Annotated in this window: 13 protein-coding genes; 9 read left to right on the top strand and 4 right to left on the bottom strand. The window is 70.8% G+C overall.

Going from position 1 to position 17,567, the window contains the following annotated elements:
• Positions 1-85: 85 nt before the first annotated feature.
• The gene (locus OHA64_RS12640) at positions 86-490 is read left to right on the top strand and encodes a DUF3040 domain-containing protein (protein WP_405612224.1); all 405 of its coding nucleotides are present in this window, start codon (positions 86-88) and stop codon (positions 488-490) included.
• Positions 491-739: 249 nt separating this feature from the next.
• Here OHA64_RS12640 and OHA64_RS12635 read toward each other — a convergent pair whose 3' ends face one another.
• From OHA64_RS12635 to OHA64_RS12620, 4 genes are all read right to left on the bottom strand, one after another.
• Complete coding sequence (locus OHA64_RS12635; RefSeq protein ID WP_405612222.1) at positions 740-3,130, bottom strand: DUF3488 and DUF4129 domain-containing transglutaminase family protein; 2,391 nt, start codon at positions 3,128-3,130, stop codon at positions 740-742.
• Positions 3,127-4,491 carry a DUF58 domain-containing protein gene (locus tag OHA64_RS12630; protein WP_405612220.1) on the bottom strand — a complete coding sequence of 455 codons (1,365 nt, stop codon included), beginning with the start codon at positions 4,489-4,491 and terminating at the stop codon, positions 3,127-3,129. The genes OHA64_RS12635 and OHA64_RS12630 overlap by 4 nt, the downstream gene beginning before the upstream one ends.
• Positions 4,491-5,525 (bottom strand): AAA family ATPase, encoded by a 1,035-nt coding sequence (locus OHA64_RS12625; protein ID WP_405612219.1) that lies wholly within the window; start codon positions 5,523-5,525, stop codon positions 4,491-4,493. Before OHA64_RS12625 ends, OHA64_RS12630 begins: the two co-directional genes overlap by 1 nt.
• 335 nt (positions 5,526-5,860) lie before the next feature.
• On the bottom strand, positions 5,861-6,409 hold the full coding sequence (locus OHA64_RS12620) for a beta-class carbonic anhydrase (protein WP_405612217.1): 549 nt from the start codon (positions 6,407-6,409) through the stop codon (positions 5,861-5,863).
• A gap of 419 nt (positions 6,410-6,828) precedes the next feature.
• On the opposite strand from OHA64_RS12620, the gene rsmH reads away from it, so the two are divergent.
• The 8 genes from rsmH to ftsW all read left to right on the top strand — a co-directional run bounded on the left by rsmH (position 6,829) and on the right by ftsW (position 17,563).
• Entirely contained in the window at positions 6,829-7,788 is a 960-nt protein-coding gene (gene rsmH / locus OHA64_RS12615; RefSeq protein WP_405612215.1) for a 16S rRNA (cytosine(1402)-N(4))-methyltransferase RsmH, read from the top strand.
• Between the two features lie 91 nt (positions 7,789-7,879).
• Complete coding sequence (locus OHA64_RS12610; RefSeq protein WP_405612213.1) at positions 7,880-8,470, top strand: septum formation initiator family protein; 591 nt, start codon at positions 7,880-7,882, stop codon at positions 8,468-8,470.
• Between the two features lie 5 nt (positions 8,471-8,475).
• Entirely contained in the window at positions 8,476-10,452 is a 1,977-nt protein-coding gene (locus OHA64_RS12605) for a peptidoglycan D,D-transpeptidase FtsI family protein (RefSeq protein WP_405612211.1), read from the top strand.
• A 206-nt stretch (positions 10,453-10,658) separates the two neighbouring features.
• Complete coding sequence (locus OHA64_RS12600) at positions 10,659-12,188, top strand: UDP-N-acetylmuramoyl-L-alanyl-D-glutamate--2,6-diaminopimelate ligase (RefSeq protein WP_405612209.1); 1,530 nt, start codon at positions 10,659-10,661, stop codon at positions 12,186-12,188.
• A gap of 4 nt (positions 12,189-12,192) precedes the next feature.
• Entirely contained in the window at positions 12,193-13,599 is a 1,407-nt protein-coding gene (gene murF / locus OHA64_RS12595) for a UDP-N-acetylmuramoyl-tripeptide--D-alanyl-D-alanine ligase (RefSeq protein WP_405612207.1), read from the top strand.
• Entirely contained in the window at positions 13,599-14,687 is a 1,089-nt protein-coding gene (gene mraY / locus OHA64_RS12590) for a phospho-N-acetylmuramoyl-pentapeptide-transferase (RefSeq protein ID WP_405623951.1), read from the top strand. Before murF ends, mraY begins: the two co-directional genes overlap by 1 nt.
• The gene (murD, locus tag OHA64_RS12585; RefSeq protein WP_405612205.1) at positions 14,669-16,117 is read left to right on the top strand and encodes a UDP-N-acetylmuramoyl-L-alanine--D-glutamate ligase; all 1,449 of its coding nucleotides are present in this window, start codon (positions 14,669-14,671) and stop codon (positions 16,115-16,117) included. Before mraY ends, murD begins: the two co-directional genes overlap by 19 nt.
• Before the next feature lie 90 nt (positions 16,118-16,207).
• Positions 16,208-17,563, top strand: a complete 1,356-nt coding sequence (gene ftsW, locus OHA64_RS12580; protein WP_405612203.1) for a putative lipid II flippase FtsW — start codon at positions 16,208-16,210, stop codon at positions 17,561-17,563.
• Positions 17,564-17,567: the final 4 nt, after the last annotated feature.

The raw sequence follows: 17,567 nt of genomic DNA, 5'->3' as shown, positions 1-17,567 counted from the left end.
GGGGCGGGTTTCACGGGGGCGATTCCCTGCCTATCCTGAAGGGACCCCCTAGTCGCCCCGGCGACTGCACGATGAGGAGGACTCCGTGCCGCTCTCGGAGCACGAGCAGCGAATGCTCGAGCAGATGGAGCGAGCGCTGTACGCCGAAGATCCCAAGTTCGCGACAGCGCTTGAGGGAAGCGGGCTGCGCACGTACACCCGGCGACGGGTCTACCAGGCGGTCGCGGGCTTCCTCGTGGGTATCGCGCTCCTCATGGCAGGTATGGTCGCCAAGCAGGTCTGGCTCAGCGTGGTGGGCTTCCTGGTCATGCTGGGTTGTGCGGTGCTCGCGGTGACCGGCTGGCGCAAGGCCCCCAAGCCGGGCGAACAGCCCGCCGGTGGCCCACAGGCCGGTGGCCCACAGGCACGCCGTCAGGGACGGCAACGGCGCTCCATGATGGACAGGATCGAACAGCGCTGGCAGCGGCGCCGTGACGAACAGGGCCACTAGCTCGACGAACAGCTCTCGCAGACATGTGAGGGGGTGACCATCCGATGGGTGGTCACCCCCTCACGCATGGCCGCGGCGGGGCGACCTGGCCGGTATCGGGGGATGCGAAGCGGCCTTGTCGGGGTGGGCAGCGGTGAGCTTCGGACGGACAGGAGCGGGCCCCGGGTCGATGCGACCTGGGGCCCGCTCTCTGCTGTGGAGCCTGGCTCCTGCCTCAGTCGAGGAGACCCCAGGGGACGGCCGACGGCCTCAGCTCTCCTGACCCGACGGTTTACGCAGGCTCGGCCGAGCCTGCGCCACGCGGGCCGTGAGACCGGTCCACCACTCCGACAACGCCCACACCACTCGTATGGCGGAACGCGGGGCCACCACCGCCCGCAGCCTGGTGGTCCCGCTGACCGTGCTCCGCAGCGCCACGACCGCCCGGCGGACGTCGTCCGCGAGGCCCGTCGTCGGGCGCGGCCGCGGCGCGTAGAGGACCTGTTCCACGGCGTCCGCCACCCGGTGCACCGAGGCAGCCGTCGCCGGGTCGAGATGCCCGAGCCGGACGATCCGGGCGGCCGCGTTGCGCGGGGTCTGTGATTCGTCCGGCTCGATCCCGACGTCCCACGCCGTGTCGGTCAGCTCCTGCCAGACCGCCAGAGTGGTCAGCGCCACATCGGCCTCGCCGCGGCCGTGCCCGCCCAGCCGTGCGGCTCTGGCCCGCAGCCGCCACAGCATCGGAGCCGAGGGGATCGCCAGGGCGGCCAGGCCGCCGAGGACCCACATCAGCAGCACATACCACTTCGGGCCGTCGTCGCTCCCGGCCGGCGCGGCCTGCGGAGACTGGCTCGCGCAGCCGTCCACCTTCCGCTGCTGCGGCGTGCAGGTCTCACTGGCCGACGGCGCGGCGGAGGCTGACGTGCTTGCCGACTCGGACGGCTGGGTGGTGTCCGGGAGCGTACTGCCGGAGGCGTCCGGGATGGTGTACGACGGCACCGTGCCCCGGTTCGGGGTCGGCTCGAAGCGGGTCCAGCCCACGCCCTCGAAGTACAGCTCGGGCCAGGCGTGGGCGTCCTTCAGCCCCACCGACACCGACCCGTCCGCCTGCGGGGAACCGGGTGCGAAACCCACCGCGACCCGCGCCGGTATGCCCAGGGAGCGGGCCATCGCCGCCATCGCGAAGGAGAAGTGCACGCAGAAGCCCTGCTTGTCCCGCAGGAAGCGGGCGATGGCCTGTGAGCCGCTGCCGACCTGTACCTGGGTGTCGTACTCGAAGCCGCCGGTCACAGCGAAGTAGTCCTGGAGCGCGACCGCCTGCTCGTACGGGTTCGTCGCGTTCGCGGTGACCTGGCGAGCGGTCTCCCCCACCATGGGCGGCAGGGAGTCCGGGAGCTCGGTGAACTCGCGGGTCAGGGCCGGGGGCGGTTCCGGTGCTGCGGCGAGCTGCTCGGCCGTCGGCTGCACGTCCAGGCTCTTCACCTGGTACGTCGCACCACGGGTGTTCTGGCCGTGGTCGCCGACGAGCGTCATGCCCTCGGGTTCGTAGCGCCAGTTCCCCCCGATCCGCACCCCGCTGGGCGGGTACGGCATCGGCAGCCAGTCCTGGGCGTACCAGTCGGCCGCCGAGACGGTCGTCTCGATCTCGGTGCGCTTGACGTCCGGGCCGAGGCCGATGGGGGTTGGGAACGCGCCCTTCGGTACGGCGGTGATGGACCGCTTGGACGGCTTCCAGGTCGTGCCGTCGAAGTCGTCCAGGGACACGATCCGCAGATAGAGGTTGGAGACGTCCGTGTCCGCCTCGGGACGCAGGGAGAGGACCCGCCGGTCCTCGTCCACGTTCAGACTGTCGCGCAGGGAGACCAGAGGGTTGACCGCGGAGATCGTGCCGCCGCCCCCGCTGCCGGAGCCCACGCCCGCCCCGGCGCCGTCCAGCAGGCCGCCGTTCATCGCGGGCAGGGCCAGTGGCACCACGAGGGCGACGCCCAGCGCGACCACACCGATGCGCCGCCCGGTACGAACCGGCGCCACCACCCCGGACTCCTCGCCCGGAACACGGGCGGCCCCGCCGAAGACCCGGCCCCACTGCGACAGCCGCTCCCGCCCCTCGGCCAGGAGCAGCAGCAGGTAGCCGGCCGCCGCGACCAGGAACCAGAGCCAGTCGGTGCCGCCGTCGGACAGTCCCGCGGCGACGGAGTACAGCGCGAGCAGTGGCAGGCCGGCCGGGGCCGCGCTGCGGAAGGTGACCGCCAGGGCGTCCACCGCGAGCCCGATGATCAGCACTCCGCCGACCAGCATCAGCCGGATGCCGTCGGACTCCAGCGGCGCCGGGATCGCATACCGGGCGATGTCGTCCGAGCCCTGTCGCAGCAGGTCGGCGAAGTGTACGAAGGTGTCCGGGCCGGGAACCAGCCCGGCGACCGCCTGCTCGCGCGCGAAGGTCAGGGTCAGCAGCATCAGCGCGACCAGGGCCTGCGCGGCCACGGTCAGCGGCCGGGCCAGCGGCACCCGCCGGGTCGCCGCGCCCACGCCCGACTGCACCGCCAGCAGGAAGGCGGCCTGCACGATCCAGGTGGCCGGCCGGACCAACGGCAGCAGAGCGCACGCGGACATCAGCGTGGCCGCCCAGGCGCACAGCGCCAGTCGTACCCGCCCGCTCATGACCATCCCTCCCCGGTGCCGAGCGCACCGACGCCGGTGCGCTCCCGCTCCGCCTGGCGCCACAGGTTGTCCAGCGAGGCGCCCCGGGGCACGTTCAGTGCCGTCCAGCCCGCCTCGCGCAGCATCCGCAGCCGCTCCTGGCTCCCCCCCAACGGGTCGGACACATCGCCCGGTTCCCGCACCCAGCTGTCGCTGTCCAGCAGGAACGCGACCGCTCCGCCGCTGCGTTGCCGCATCTTGCCGGCGATCGCGGCCTGCTCCTCGTCGAGGTCGCCGAAGAAGGCCACCAGCAGTCCCTCGTTGCCGCCGCGCAGCACGTCGTAGGCCCGGGACAGACCCGCGCCGTCCGAGTGGTCGATCACCGCGAGGGTGTCCATCATCAGCCCGGCCGCGTCCGCCGTGCCCTGGCTCACGCCCGCGAACCCGTCGGCGCCCTCGCCGGGCACCGAGGTGCCGGTGTCCGTCAGCAGCCGTACAGAGAAGCCCCGTTCGAGCATGTGGACCAGGACCGACGCGGAGCCCGACACCGCCCACTCGAAGGCCGAATCGGGGCCCGCGCCCTGGAAGGCGAGGCCCCGGGTGTCCAGCAGGACCGTGCAGCGGGCGCGCTGTGGTTGCTCCTCGCGGCGCACCATCAGCTCGCCGTAGCGCGCGGTGGAGCGCCAGTGCACCCGGCGCAGGTCGTCGCCGTAGCGGTATCCGCGCGGAATGATGTCGTCCTCGCCGGCCAGTGCCAGCGAGCGGTGCCGACCGTCGCCGTACCCCTTCGCCTCACCGCTGAGCCGCACCGGCGGCAGCGGCTCCACGCGCGGGATCACCGTCAGGGTGTCGTACGTCGAGAAGGACCGGGTCAGCTCGCACATCCCGAACGGGTCGGTCAGGCGCAGTTGCAGCGGGCCCAGCGGATAGCGGCCGCGCAGGTCGGAGCGGACCCGGTAGGACACCTCGCGGCGGCCGCCCGGCTCCACCCGGTCGAGCACGAAGCGAGGGCGCGGGCCCAGCACGTACGGCACCCGGTCCTGGAGCATCAGCAGCCCGGTGGGCAACCGCGAGACGTTGTCCATCCGCAGATGGACGCGGGCCTCGCTGCCGGCCGGTACGCGCGCCGGGGAGAGCCGACGGCTGCCGGCCACCCGATAGCGGGTACGGAAGAGCACGGCGACGCAGATCAGCGGCAGCGCGGCCAGCAGCAGCCCGACCCGCAGCAGGTCGCTCTGCCCGAGGACGTACGCGCAGATGGCCGCGGCGACACCGGCGGCGAAGAAGGAGCGGCCACGGGTGGTCAGACCGGCCAGCGCGGTGCGCATCCCGCCCTTCTCGCCGCGATCCGCCTCCGCCTGCCCGGGTCCCCCGGAGGTCATCACAGCCTCCGCGGCGGCTGCGCGCCCAACGCGGTCGCGCCGCGTCCCAGGCCGATGCCGCCCTGCTGGGGCGCGGCGGGCACCGGGGTGCGCTGCAGGATCTCCTGCACGACCTGCTCGGCCGTACGACGGTTCAGCTGGGCCTGGGCGGTCGGCAGCAGACGGTGGGCCAGGACCGCGACGGCGAGCGCCTGCACGTCGTCCGGCAGGGCGTACTCCCGGCCGCTCAGGGCGGCGGACGCCTTCGCCGCGCGCAGCAGGTGCAGCGTCGCGCGCGGGGAGGCGCCGAGTCTGAGGTCCGGGTGGGTGCGGGTGGCGGCGACCAGGTCCACCGCGTAACGGCGGACCGGGTCGGCGACGTGGACGCCGCGGACGGCGTCGATCAGCTTCACGATCTCGTGCGCGTGCGCCACCGGCTGGAGGTCGTCCAGGGGGTTCACCCCGCCGTGGATGTCGAGCATCTCCAGCTCGGCCTCGGCGCTCGGGTAGCCGATGGAGACGCGGGCCATGAAGCGGTCGCGCTGGGCCTCCGGCAGCGGGTAGGTGCCCTCCATCTCGACCGGGTTCTGCGTGGCGACCACCATGAAGGGGCTGGGCAGCTCGTAGGTCTGCCCGTCGATGGTGACCTGACGCTCCTCCATGGACTCCAGGAGCGCCGACTGCGTCTTCGGCGAGGCCCGGTTGATCTCGTCGCCGATCACGATCTGCGCGAAGATCGCGCCCGGCTTGAACTCGAAGTCCCGGCGCTGCTGATCCCAGATGGACACCCCGGTGATGTCCGAGGGCAGCAGGTCGGGTGTGAACTGGATCCGGCGCACCGAGCAGTCGATGGACCGCGCGAGTGCCTTGGCCAGCATGGTCTTGCCGACGCCGGGGACATCCTCGATCAGAAGGTGTCCCTCGGCGAGCAGTACGGTCAGCGAAAGCCGTACGACCTCGGGCTTGCCCTCGATCACACCCTCCACCGAACTGCGGACACGCTCCACAGTGGCGGTCAGATCAGTGAGGCTCGCTCGATCGTCATAGGTCGTCACCCGGCCCTCCTCGGCCCGTTCTTTCCGGGCCGACGCACTCGATGCGCGACTGACCCACCCCGAAACACGGACACCACACGTGGAAAGTTCCGCGTGACGTCACACCCGCATTCTTGCTGCCGTTACCGTTTCGTGTCACTCGCCTGTGGACAACTGCCCGCGATATGTCAGGGCTTGCGGTCTTTTGAGTACCCCGGAGCCGGGAATTAACAGCGAAACGACAGCTGCGGCGGATGGTCAGGGGGCTGCGCAGGCTCAGTCCGACGCATTGGGTGGGCCTGCCCGATGCCTACGGGCGGGCCCACCCAATGCGGACGAAGGGGCCTGCCCGACGTCTACGCGGGGTCGATCTCGCGCAGCAGGCCGCTCTTCACGTCGAAGACGAAGCCGCGTACGTCGTCGGTGTGCAGCATGAAGGGCGAGGTCCGCACCCGCTGCATCGACTGCCGTACGTCCTGCTCGACGTCCCGGAAGGCCTCCACCGCCCAGGCCGGACGCTGGCCCACCTCCATCTCCAGGTCGTTGCGGAAGTCCTCGGTGATCGCCTCCAGGCCGCAGCCCGTGTGGTGGATCAGGACGACGCTGCGGGTGCCGAGCTTGCGCTGGCTGATGGTGAGCGAGCGGATCACGTCGTCGGTGACGACTCCGCCGGCGTTGCGGATGGTGTGACAGTCCCCGAGCTCCAGGCCGAGCGCGGCGTGCAGGTCGAGCCGGGCGTCCATACAGGCCACGACGGCCACGTGCAGAACGGGGCGGGCGTCCATGCCGGGGTCGGTGAAAGCTGCCGCGTAGCGCTCGTTCGCCTCGACGAGGCGGTCGGTGACGGTGCCGCCGGTGACTATGGCGGCTTCGGGACCTGCGGGAACCGATGCGGAAGTCGTCATGGCCATCACGGTACTGGTCACGCTCGATCCTGGCCCGGCGTGAGAGTGGACAAAGAACGCCATTGAGTCTTGTTGTGAGCTAACCCACACGGGGGCGCGAGTGTGACCGTACGAGTGATTCTTCCCGATTCGCCGTATCGACCGCACCCGCAGGCGCGACGCGCAGGCCGGTTGATTGACCGCGGGAGACCGTGGACTAAAGTGACGCGAAGCGGGAGGCGAGGCCTCCCAGCGGACTGTTTTTCCCTGGAGATCCCGGCGATTTTCCGGAGATCCCCCTACGTGCGCGGCGCGTACGTACGGCTCGGCCTCCTCCCGCTCCCGGTCGGCTGACGCTCCCGGCGCCGGCAGACCTCCCCTTCATGAGCGGGCGGGGACCCGGCGGTGCGTACGGCCCGCGCCGGACCTGAGAGGGCCCCTTGAGCGAGAGTCGACACGTCCCGGTGATGCTCCGACGGTGCCTGGACCTGTTGGCACCCGCCCTGGAGGAGCGGCCGGGAGCAGTGGTCGTCGACTGCACACTCGGCCTCGGCGGCCACAGCGAGGCCCTGCTGGCGCGATTCCCCGAGGCCCGGCTGGTCGCCCTCGACCGGGACAAGGAGGCCCTGCGCCTGTCCGGCGAGCGGCTCGCGCCCTACGGAGAGCGCGCCGGCCTCGTCCACGCGGTGTACGACGAGCTGCCCGAGGTCCTGGACCGCCTCGGTGTGCCGCGCGTCCAAGGTGTTCTCTTCGACCTCGGTGTCTCCTCCATGCAGCTCGACGAGGCCGACCGCGGCTTCGCCTACGCCCAGGACGCCCCGCTCGACATGCGCATGGACCAGACGACCGGGATCAGCGCCGCCGAGGTTCTCAACACCTATCCGGCCGGTGAACTCGTCCGGATCCTCAGGGCGTACGGCGAGGAGAAGCAGGCCAAGCGGATCGTGTCCGCGATCGTGCGGGAGCGCGACAAGGAGCCCTTCAGCAACAGCGCGCGGCTCGTGGAGCTGATCCGCGACAGCCTGCCGCAGGCCGCCAAGCGCACCGGCGGAAACCCGGCCAAGCGCACCTTCCAGGCCCTGCGCATCGAGGTCAACGGTGAACTCTCCGTCCTGGAGCGGGCGATCCCGGCCGCGGTGAAGGCGTTGGACGTGGGCGGCCGGATCGCCGTCCTGTCGTACCACTCGCTGGAGGACCGACTGGTCAAGCAGGTGTTCGCGGCCGGCGCCGCCACCACCGCGCCCGCCGGGCTGCCGGTCGTCCCCGAGCGCTACCAGCCGCGGCTCAAGCTGCTCACGCGGGGTGCCGAACTTCCCACCGAGGAAGAGATCGCCGAGAACCGGCGGGCGGCACCGGCGCGACTGCGCGGAGCCGAGCGCATCAGGGAGGACATCGAGTGAGGCAGGCGCAGGGGCCGGCGGTCCGGTGCGACCCGAAGCCAGGGGTGGGCAGGTCGGACATCCGCACTCAGGGGACTCAGGGGGAGGGCGAGTGAGCAGGAAACCCCGACTGAGGGGCAGGGCCGCTCGGCTCGCGCGGCTCATCCCGGTCACGGCCGGCTCCGGCCAAGCCGCCCGCACCCCCTTCGTCCTGCTGGTGGTACTCCTCCTCGGCGGTGGCCTCATCGGGCTGCTGATGCTGAACTCCGCCCTCTCCGAAGGCTCGTTCAAACTCGACGACGTGCAGAAGGGGACGACGGACCTCACCGACGAGGAACAGGCGCTCCAACGGGACATCGACGCCTACTCGGCTCCCGAAGCCCTCCAGCGCCGCGCCCGCGAACTCGGCATGGTGCCCGGCGGCGACCCGGCCTTCCTGAACCCCGACGGCACCGTCAGGGGCGTACCGAGCCCCGCCGCCGGCGCCGAGCCGGCCTCCGCACGGATCCCGCTCGTTCTGGCCCCCGAAGCGATGGGCATCGGGACCCGGCCGACCCCGGCGACCGACCCCGCCGTCCCGGCGGCCACTGCGCCGACGCCGACGCCCACGCCCGGCCCCGCCGCCCCCGAACCCGCCCAGCCGGCCGGGGCGACCCCGGTATTCCCGTCCTTTACGACCCCGACTCCGACCCCCGGCAGGTGACGGAAGTGTCCGACAGGGAACCACCGCGCCGCCGCGTGCCCCGGCCGGCCCGACCCGAGCGTCCCGTCCGCCCCGCCGCCCGGCGCGGCCCGGGCCCCGGCGCCCGCCCGCCCCGCCGCCCGGCGCCCCGCTCCGCACCCCGCCCTGCGGCCCCCAACGCCATCCGGCTGGGCAGCCCGCGCCCCCGGTTGCGCATGGTCGGCCTCGCGCTCGCCCTCGTACTCATCGCCTTCGTCGTACGACTGCTCCAGGTGCAGGCCGTCGACGCGAGCACGTACGCCGCCAAGGCCCAACAGAACCGGTATGTCGGCTACACCCTGGCCGCCGACCGGGGCGGGATCACCGACCGCGCCGGCGTGGCCCTCGCGACCAGCGTGGACGCGTACACCATCACCGCCGACCCCACGCTGTTCACCCGCAAGCAGTTGAAGGTCGACGACGGGCCCGAGCAGGCGGCCGCTCTCCTCGCCCCGATCCTCGGTGTGGAACAGGACACGCTCGTCAAGAAGCTCAGGCCCGCGAACCCGAACCTGCGCTACGCCGTGCTCGCCTATCGCCAGACCCCACAGGTCTGGAAGCAGATCAAGGACCTGAAGACGGCGCTGGCCGACAAGGCCGAGACGGACCCGAGCACCGTCAACGCCCTCTCGGGCGTCCTCGCCGTCCCGACCAGCAAGCGGGTGTACCCGAACGGAGATCTCGCCGCCGGGATACTGGGCTGGGTCGACGCCGAGGGCAAGGGCGCCGGAGGGGTCGAGCAGCAGCTGAACAGCCTGCTGTCCGGCAAGGACGGCAAGATCCGCTACGCCCAGGCCGGAGGCCGCCAGGTGCCGACCGTGGGCTCCACGGAGACTCCCGCGGTACCCGGCAGCGATGTCGAGCTCACCGTCGACCGCGACATCCAGTGGGCCGCGCAGAACGCGATCACGGAGCAGGTCAAGGCGTCCGGAGCGGATCGCGGCTATGTGATGGTGCAGGACACCCGGACCGGTGAGATCCTCGCCATGGCGAACTCGCCCGGCTTCGACCCGAACGACCTGTCCAAGGCCAGCTCGGTGAACATGGGCAACGCCGCCCTCCAGGACGCCTTCGAACCGGGCTCCACCGCCAAGGTCATGTCGATGGCCGCCGTCCTCGAGCAGAACGTCGCCACCCCGCAGACCCACGTCGTCGTGCCCAACCGGCTGCACCGCGGCGACCGGCTGTTCAAGGACGACATCGACCACCCGACCTGGTACCTCACGCTCAACGGCGTGCTCGCCAAGTCCAGCAACATCGGCACCATCCTCGCCACCGGCCAGCTCGGCAAGACGCAGCGGCAGGCCAACCAGGTCCTCTACTCGTACCTGCGCAAGTTCGGCATCGGCAGCTACACCGGGCTCGGCTTCCCCGGCGAGACGAAGGGCATCCTCGCGGCGCCCGGCGACTGGTCGACCTCTCAGCAGTTCACGATTCCTTTCGGCCAGGGTGTGTCCCTCAACGCGGTGCAGGCGGCCTCGGTCTACTCGACCATCGCCAATGGCGGCGTACGCGTCGAACCCTCGCTCGTGCGCGGCACCAAGGGACCGGACGGACGCTTCACGCCCGCCGCGAAGCCCAAGGAGACAAGGGTCGTGAGCGCGAAGACGGCCAAGACCCTCGCCCGGATGCTGGAGTCCGTCGTGGACGACGAGGAGGGCACCGGCACCAAGGCGCGTATCCCGGGCTACCGGGTCGCGGGCAAGACGGGCACGGCCAACCGCGTAGATCCGGCCACCGGCAAGTACAAGGGCTACACCTCGTCGTTCGCCGGTTTCGCGCCCGCCGACAAGCCCCGCATCACCGTCTACTGCGCCATCCAGAACGCCACCAAGGGCAACTACTTCGGTGGCCAGATCTGCGGACCCGTCTACAAACAGGTCATGGAGTTCGCTCTGAAGTCGCTGCAGATCCCGCCGACCGGGGCCAAGGCCGCCAGCCTCCCGGTCAGCTACAAACCCTGACCGGCCGGGCTCCGTCCCGACCAGTCAGGACCCCACATCCTGATCAGTACCGAGCACCCAGGAACCACCTCGTGACAACGATCACCCCCGATTCCGGGAACCAGGCAACGCCCCGCCCCTCACTTCGCTCCGAGGCCGGTGCGCCCGGTACGCTCACCGCCGTGCCACACCCTGATCAGCCCCAAAACACCCAGAAGGGCGCACCCGTGACATATCAGGGACCGCCCCGGCCGGTCCAGGTCTCCGCAACGCCCCTCGTGGAGCTCGCCGATCAGCTGGGTGCCGAAAAGCCGACGGATCCGGCCGGCGCCGCCGAGGTCACGGGCATCACCCACGACTCGCGCGCCGTCCGCCCCGGAGACCTGTACGCCGCCCTCCCGGGCGCCCGCCTGCACGGCGCCGACTTCGTCACCCAGGCCGCCGGCCTCGGCGCGGTCGCCGTGCTGACCGACCCGACGGGCGCCGAACGGGCAACCGCCACCGGGCTGCCGGTGCTGGTCGTCGCCGAACCGCGTGCGCTGATGGGCGAACTGGCGGCCACGATCTACGGCCACCCGGGCCGCGATCTGCTCCAGATCGGCATCACCGGTACCTCCGGCAAGACCACCACCGCCTACCTCGTCGAGGGCGGCCTGCGAACGGCCAGGGCCACCGGACTGATCGGAACCGTCGAGACGCGTATCGGCGACGAGCGCATCAAGTCCGAGCGCACCACCCCCGAAGCCACCGACCTCCAGGCCCTGTTCGCGGTCATGCGCGAGCGCGGCGTCGAGGCGGTCGCCATGGAGGTCTCCAGCCACGCCCTGGTTCTCGGGCGGGTCGACGCCTGTGTGTTCGATCTCGGTGTCTTCACCAATCTGAGCCCGGAGCACATGGAGTTCCACTCCGACATGGAGGACTACTTCCAGGCCAAGGCGCAGCTGTTCACGCCGAAACGCAGCAGGCTCGGCGTCGTCAACTTCGACGACGAGTACGGGCGCCGGCTGGTCGAGGAGGCCACCGTCCCGGTCGTCACCTTCTCCGCCGAGGGCCACCCGGACGCCGACTGGCGGGCCGAGGACGTCGAAGTCGGGCCCCTGGACTCGACGTTCACCGCGATCGGCCCCAAGGAGGAGCGGATCACCGCCCGCTCGCCGCTCGCCGGGCCCTTCAACGTGGCCAACACCCTTGCCGCGATCGTCACCCTCGCCGCCGCCGGCCTCGACCCGCAGACCGCCGCCGACGGCATCGGCGCCGTGCCGGGCGTACCGGGCCGCCTGGAGAGGGTGGACGCCGGGCAGCCCTATCTCGCGGTCGTCGACTACGCCCACAAGACCGACGCCGTCGAATCCGTCCTGCGCGCCCTGCGCAAGGTCACCGAGGGGCAGCTGCACGTGGTGCTCGGCTGTGGCGGTGACCGGGACAAGACCAAGCGGGTGCCGATGGGCGCCGCCGTGGCCCGGCACGCCGACACCGCGGTACTGACCTCCGACAACCCCCGCTCCGAGGACCCCCTCGCGATCCTCGCGACCATGCTTCAGGGCGCGGCCTCCGTGCCGGCCCACGAGCGCGGCGAGGTCCAGGTCTTCGAGGACCGGGCCGCCGCGATCGCCGCCGCCGTGTCCCGCGCCCGGCCCGGCGACACCGTGCTGGTCGCGGGCAAGGGCCACGAGCAGGGCCAGGACATCGCCGGGGTGGTACGTCCCTTCGACGACCGCCAGGTGCTTCGCGAAGCTATCCAGAAGACCCAGGGATGAACTTGTGATCGCCCTCTCCCTCGCCGAGATCGCAGCAGTCGTCGGCGGGCAGACACACGACATACCGGATCCGTCCGTCGAGGTCACCGGAGCGGTCGTCCGGGACTCCCGTGAGGTGGAGCCGGGCAGCCTCTTCGTCGCCTTCGCGGGCGAGCGCGTGGACGGCCACGACTTCGCGGGCGCGGTCGTCGAAGCGGGCGCGGTCGCCGTACTGGCGTCCCGCCCCGTCGGCGTGCCCGCCATCGTCGTCGAGGACGTCCAGACGGCCATCGGCGCCCTCGCGCGTCACGTCGTACGACGGCTCGGCGCGACCCTGGTCGCGCTGACCGGGTCCGCGGGCAAGACCAGCACCAAGGACCTCATTGCCCAGGTGCTCCAGCGCGCGGCGCCGACCGTGTGGACGCCGGGCTCGCTCAACAACGAGATCGGGCTGCCGCTGACGGCCCTGTCCGCCACCGCGGACACCAGGTTCCTCGTGCTGGAGATGGGCGCCCGCGGCATTGGCCACATCCGCTACCTCGCCGAGCTGACGCCCCCGAAGATCGGCCTCGTCCTCAACGTCGGCTCCGCGCACATCGGCGAGTTCGGCGGCCGCGAGCAGATCGCGCAGGCCAAGGGCGAACTCGTCGAGAGTCTGCCGGAGGACGGCACGGCGGTCCTCAACGCGGACGATCCCCTCGTACGGGCCATGGCATCCCGGACGAAGGCGAAGGTGATCCTTTTCGGAGAGTCCGGCGAAGCGGACGTACGTGCCGAGAACGTGCGACTCACGGACAGCGGACAGCCCGCCTTCAGGCTTCACACACCCTCCGGTGCAAGCGAAGTGACCATGCGCCTGTACGGTGAGCACCACGTGTCGAACGCGCTCGCCGCGGCCGCCGTCGCCCACGAACTGGGCATGTCCGTAGCTGAGATCGCCACCGCGCTCTCCGAGGCGGGCTCCCTCTCCCGCTGGCGTATGGAGGTCACCGAGCGCCCGGACGGCGTGACAGTCGTCAACGACGCCTACAACGCGAACCCCGAGTCCATGCGAGCCGCCCTGCGCGCGCTCGCGGCGATGGGCAGGGGGCGGCGGACCTGGGCGGTGCTCGGCAAGATGGCCGAGCTCGGGGACGAGGCGCTCGCCGAGCACGACGCGGTCGGACGGCTGGCCGTCCGGCTCAATGTCGGCAAGCTCGTCGCGGTCGGGGGCAGGGAAGCGTCCTGGTTGCAACTGGGCGCATATAACGAGGGTTCGTGGGGTGAGGAGTCGGTGCACGTGTCCGACGCACAGGCGGCGATCGACCTGTTGCGCAGCGAGCTGCGCCCGGGAGACGTCGTACTCGTGAAGGCGTCCCGGTCGGTCGGGCTCGAGAGCGTGGCGCAGGCGCTCGTCGAGACCGGTGCCGAGGGTGAGGTTTCCGCCCGATGATGAAGCAGATCCTGTTCGCAGGAGTCATTGGCCTCTTCCTGACCCTGATCGGCACCCCGCTGCTGATCAAGCTCCTTGCGCGCAAGGGCTACGGCCAGTACATCCGCGACGACGGCCCGCGCACCCACGGCAGCAAGCGCGGTACGCCGACCATGGGTGGTATCGCCTTCATCCTGGCGACGGTCGCCGCGTACTTCCTGTCCAAGGTGTTCACCGGACTCGGCGAGGCCAAGACGCCCCCTCCGACCTTCTCGGGCTTGCTGGTTCTCGCTCTGATGGTCGGCATGGGCATGGTCGGCTTCCTCGACGACTACATCAAGATCGTCAAGCGCCGTTCGCTCGGTCTGCGGGCCAAGGCGAAGATGGCCGGCCAGCTGATCGTCGGCATCTCCTTCGCGGTGCTCTCGCTCCAGTTCGCGGACTCCCGGGGACAGACGCCGGCGTCCACGAAGCTGTCGTTCATCACGGACTTCGGCTGGACCATCGGCCCCGTGCTGTTCGTGGTCTGGGCGCTGTTCATGATCCTCGCGATGTCGAACGGCGTGAACCTGACGGACGGTCTGGACGGTCTGGCCACCGGCGCCTCCGTGCTCGTCTTCGGCGCCTACACCTTCATCGGTGTCTGGCAGTACCAGGAGTCCTGCGCCAACGGCGAGACCCTGACGAACCCGGGCGCCTGCTACGAGGTGCGTGATCCGCTCGACCTCGCGGTCATCGCCTCCGCGCTGATGGGTTCCTGTCTCGGATTCCTGTGGTGGAACACCTCGCCCGCCAAGATCTTCATGGGGGACACCGGTTCGCTGGCCCTCGGCGGTGTGCTCGCAGGTCTCGCGATCTGCTCCCGCACCGAGCTGCTGATCGCTCTCCTCGGCGGCCTGTTCGTCCTCATCACCATGTCGGTCGTCATCCAGGTCGGCTCGTTCCGCCTCACCGGCAAGCGGGTCTTCCGTATGGCGCCACTCCAGCACCACTTCGAACTAAAGGGGTGGTCCGAAGTCCTTGTCGTGGTCCGCTTCTGGATCATCCAGGGCATCTGTGTGATCGTCGGACTGGGTCTCTTCTACGCGGGATGGGCGGCGGAAAAGTGACCGACTGGCAGGGGAAACGCGTCACCGTCGCCGGACTCGGTGTCTCCGGCATCCCGGCGGCCAAGGTGCTGCACGGATTCGGCGCCGTCGTCACGGTCGTCAACGACGGCGACGACGAGCGGGCCCGCGCCCAGGCCGCCGAACTGGAGGCCCTGGGCATCACCGTGCGCCTCGGCGACGGCGCGACCCTGCCGCAGGGCACCGAACTCATCGTCACCACACCCGGCTGGAAGCCGGACAAGCCGCTGTTCGCCGCCGCCGCGCAGGCCGGCGTCCCCGTCTGGGGCGACGTCGAACTCGCCTGGCGGCTGCGCGGCCGGGAAGGCCGGGAAGCAGCTCCCTGGCTGGCTGTCACGGGCACCAACGGCAAGACGAGCACCGTCCAGATGCTCGCCTCGATCCTCAAGGCGGCGGGCCTGCGCACGGCCGCCGTCGGCAACATCGGCGTCTCGCTGCTGGACGCGGTGCTCGGCGACGAGCAGTACGACGTCCTCGCCGTGGAGCTGTCGAGCTACCAGCTCCACTGGGCGCCCTCCCTGCGCGCCCACTCCGCCGCCGTCCTGAACCTGGCGCCCGACCACCTCGACTGGCACGGCTCCATGGAGGCGTACGCCGCCGACAAGGGCCATATCTACGAGGGCAATCAGGTCGCCTGCGTCTACAACGTCGCCGACAAGGCGACCGAGAACCTGGTGCGCGAAGCGGATGTCGAGGAGGGCTGCCGAGCCGTCGGCTTCACCCTCGGCACGCCCGGCCCCTCCCAACTCGGTGTGGTGGAGGGCATCCTGGTCGACCGCGCCTTCGTGGAGAACCGGCAGAAGAACGCCCAGGAGTTGGCGGAGATCTCCGACGTCAACCCGCCGGTCCCGCACAACATCGCCAACGCCCTCGCGGCGGCCGCTCTCGCGCGCGCCTACGGGGTGCCCGCCGCGGCCGTACGGGACGGCCTGCGGGCCTTCACCCCGGACGCCCACCGCATCGCGAAGGTCGCCGACGTGGCCGGAGTCACGTACATCGACGACTCCAAGGCCACCAACACCCACGCGGCGGAGGCCTCGTTGGCGGCGTACGAGTCGATCGTCTGGATCGCCGGCGGGCTGGCCAAGGGCGCGTCCTTCGACGAGCTGGTCGCCAGGTCTGCACAGCGACTTCGCGGGGTCGTCCTGATCGGCGCGGACCGTGCCCTCATCCGGGAAGCCCTCGCGCGACACGCCCCGGAGGTACCGGTCGTCGACCTCGACCGGACCGACACTGGGGCGATGCTCCAGGCAGTCCAGGAGGCGAAGCGGCTCGCGGTCGAGGGCGACACGGTTCTGCTGGCCCCGGCCTGTGCCTCCATGGACATGTTCGCCAACTACAACAAGCGCGGTGACGCGTTCGCGGAAGCGGTTCGCGAGCTCGACGCCGGGAGCACCAGACACCCCCTATGACCCGGCCGCCTGCCGGGCGACCCTGGGAGGGACGCGTGGGACTCGCGAACCCGGCCACGCACACGTGGCCGACGTACAGCAAGGACGCCGATGTCCGGTAGCCGTACCGGACGGCCGTCCGTGCAGCGGCGGGTGGCGCGGCCCGTCGCCCCCCGGACGGTGCGCGAGAACCCGTTCCTCCGTCTGTACACGCGGGCCCGCCGCGCCTGGGACCGGCCGCTCACCGCGTACTACCTGATCCTCGGGGGCAGTCTGCTGATCATCGTGCTCGGTCTGGTGATGGTCTACTCGGCCTCCCAGATCACAGCGCTGCAGATGTCCCTGCCGGGCTCCTACTTCTTCCGCAAGCAACTCCTCGCGGCCGTCATAGGCGGTGTGCTGCTGCTGATCGCCTCCCGGATGCCGGTGAAGCTGCACCGGGCGCTCGCCTACCCGATCCTGGCGGGCGCCGTCTTCCTGATGGCCCTGGTGCAGGTGCCGGGGATAGGGATGTCGGTCAACGGCAACCAGAACTGGATCTCGCTCGGCGGCTCCTTCCAGATCCAGCCCAGCGAGTTCGGCAAGCTGGCGCTGGTGCTGTGGGGCGCCGACCTGATGGCCCGCAAGCAGGACAGGAAGCTGCTGGCCCAGTGGAAGCACATGCTGGTGCCGCTCGTGCCGGTCGCCTTCATGCTGCTCGGACTGATCATGCTCGGCGGCGACATGGGTACGGCGATCATCCTGACCGCGATCCTGTTCGGTGTGCTGTGGCTGGCGGGCGCTCCGACCCGGCTGTTCGTCGGCGTGCTGTCGGTCGCCGCCACGTTGGGTGTGATCCTCATCAAGACCAGCCCCAACCGGATGGCCCGCCTCCAGTGCATCGGAGCCACCGAGCCGAAGTCCGGAGTGGCCGACTGCTGGCAGGCCGTGCACGGCATCTACGCCCTGGCCAGCGGCGGACTCTTCGGGTCCGGGCTCGGTGCGAGTGTGGAGAAATGGGGTCAACTCCCGGAAGCGCACACGGACTTCATTTTCGCCGTGACCGGTGAGGAACTGGGCCTCGCGGGGACGCTGTCCGTGCTCGCCCTCTTCGCGGCTCTAGGCTATGCGGGTATCCGCGTGGCCGGACGCACGGAGGACCCCTTCGTGAGGTATGCCGCGGGAGGTGTGACCACCTGGATCATCGCGCAGGCGGTGATCAACATCGGTGCGGTGCTCGGCCTGCTGCCGATCGCCGGTGTCCCCCTCCCGCTGTTCTCCTACGGGGGTTCCGCCCTGCTGCCGACCATGTTCGCCATCGGGCTCCTGATCGCCTTCGCGCGTGAGGACCCCGCTGCGCGGATGGCGCTTTCCATGCGGCAGACCCGCTTTGGCAGAAAGCGCGCGGGGGGCCCTGTGCGGGGGCCCCGGAGATGGAACACGATGCGACGGCGTGCCTCGGCGGCGCGCTCGTCCGGAGAGCGGTGAATTT

This window comes from Streptomyces sp. NBC_00076 (genome assembly GCF_045041235.1).
GTDB lineage: Bacteria > Actinomycetota > Actinomycetes > Streptomycetales > Streptomycetaceae > Streptomyces.
The sequence above is the reverse complement of the archived record's forward strand: the minus strand, read 5'-3'. Positions and strand labels throughout refer to the sequence as shown.

Excerpts from the sequence above, each read along its gene's own strand:
- mraY (WP_405623951.1), top strand. The coding sequence starts at position 13,599 with ATGAAGCAGATCCTGTTCGCAGGAGTCATTGGCCTCTTCCTGACCCTG.
- murD (WP_405612205.1), top strand. The coding sequence starts at position 14,669 with ATGGGCGGCGGAAAAGTGACCGACTGGCAGGGGAAACGCGTCACCGTC.
- ftsW (WP_405612203.1), top strand. The coding sequence starts at position 16,208 with ATGTCCGGTAGCCGTACCGGACGGCCGTCCGTGCAGCGGCGGGTGGCG.
- OHA64_RS12635 (WP_405612222.1), bottom strand. The coding sequence starts at position 3,130 with ATGAGCGGGCGGGTACGACTGGCGCTGTGCGCCTGGGCGGCCACGCTG.
- OHA64_RS12630 (WP_405612220.1), bottom strand. The coding sequence starts at position 4,491 with ATGACCTCCGGGGGACCCGGGCAGGCGGAGGCGGATCGCGGCGAGAAG.
- OHA64_RS12620 (WP_405612217.1), bottom strand. The coding sequence starts at position 6,409 with ATGACGACTTCCGCATCGGTTCCCGCAGGTCCCGAAGCCGCCATAGTC.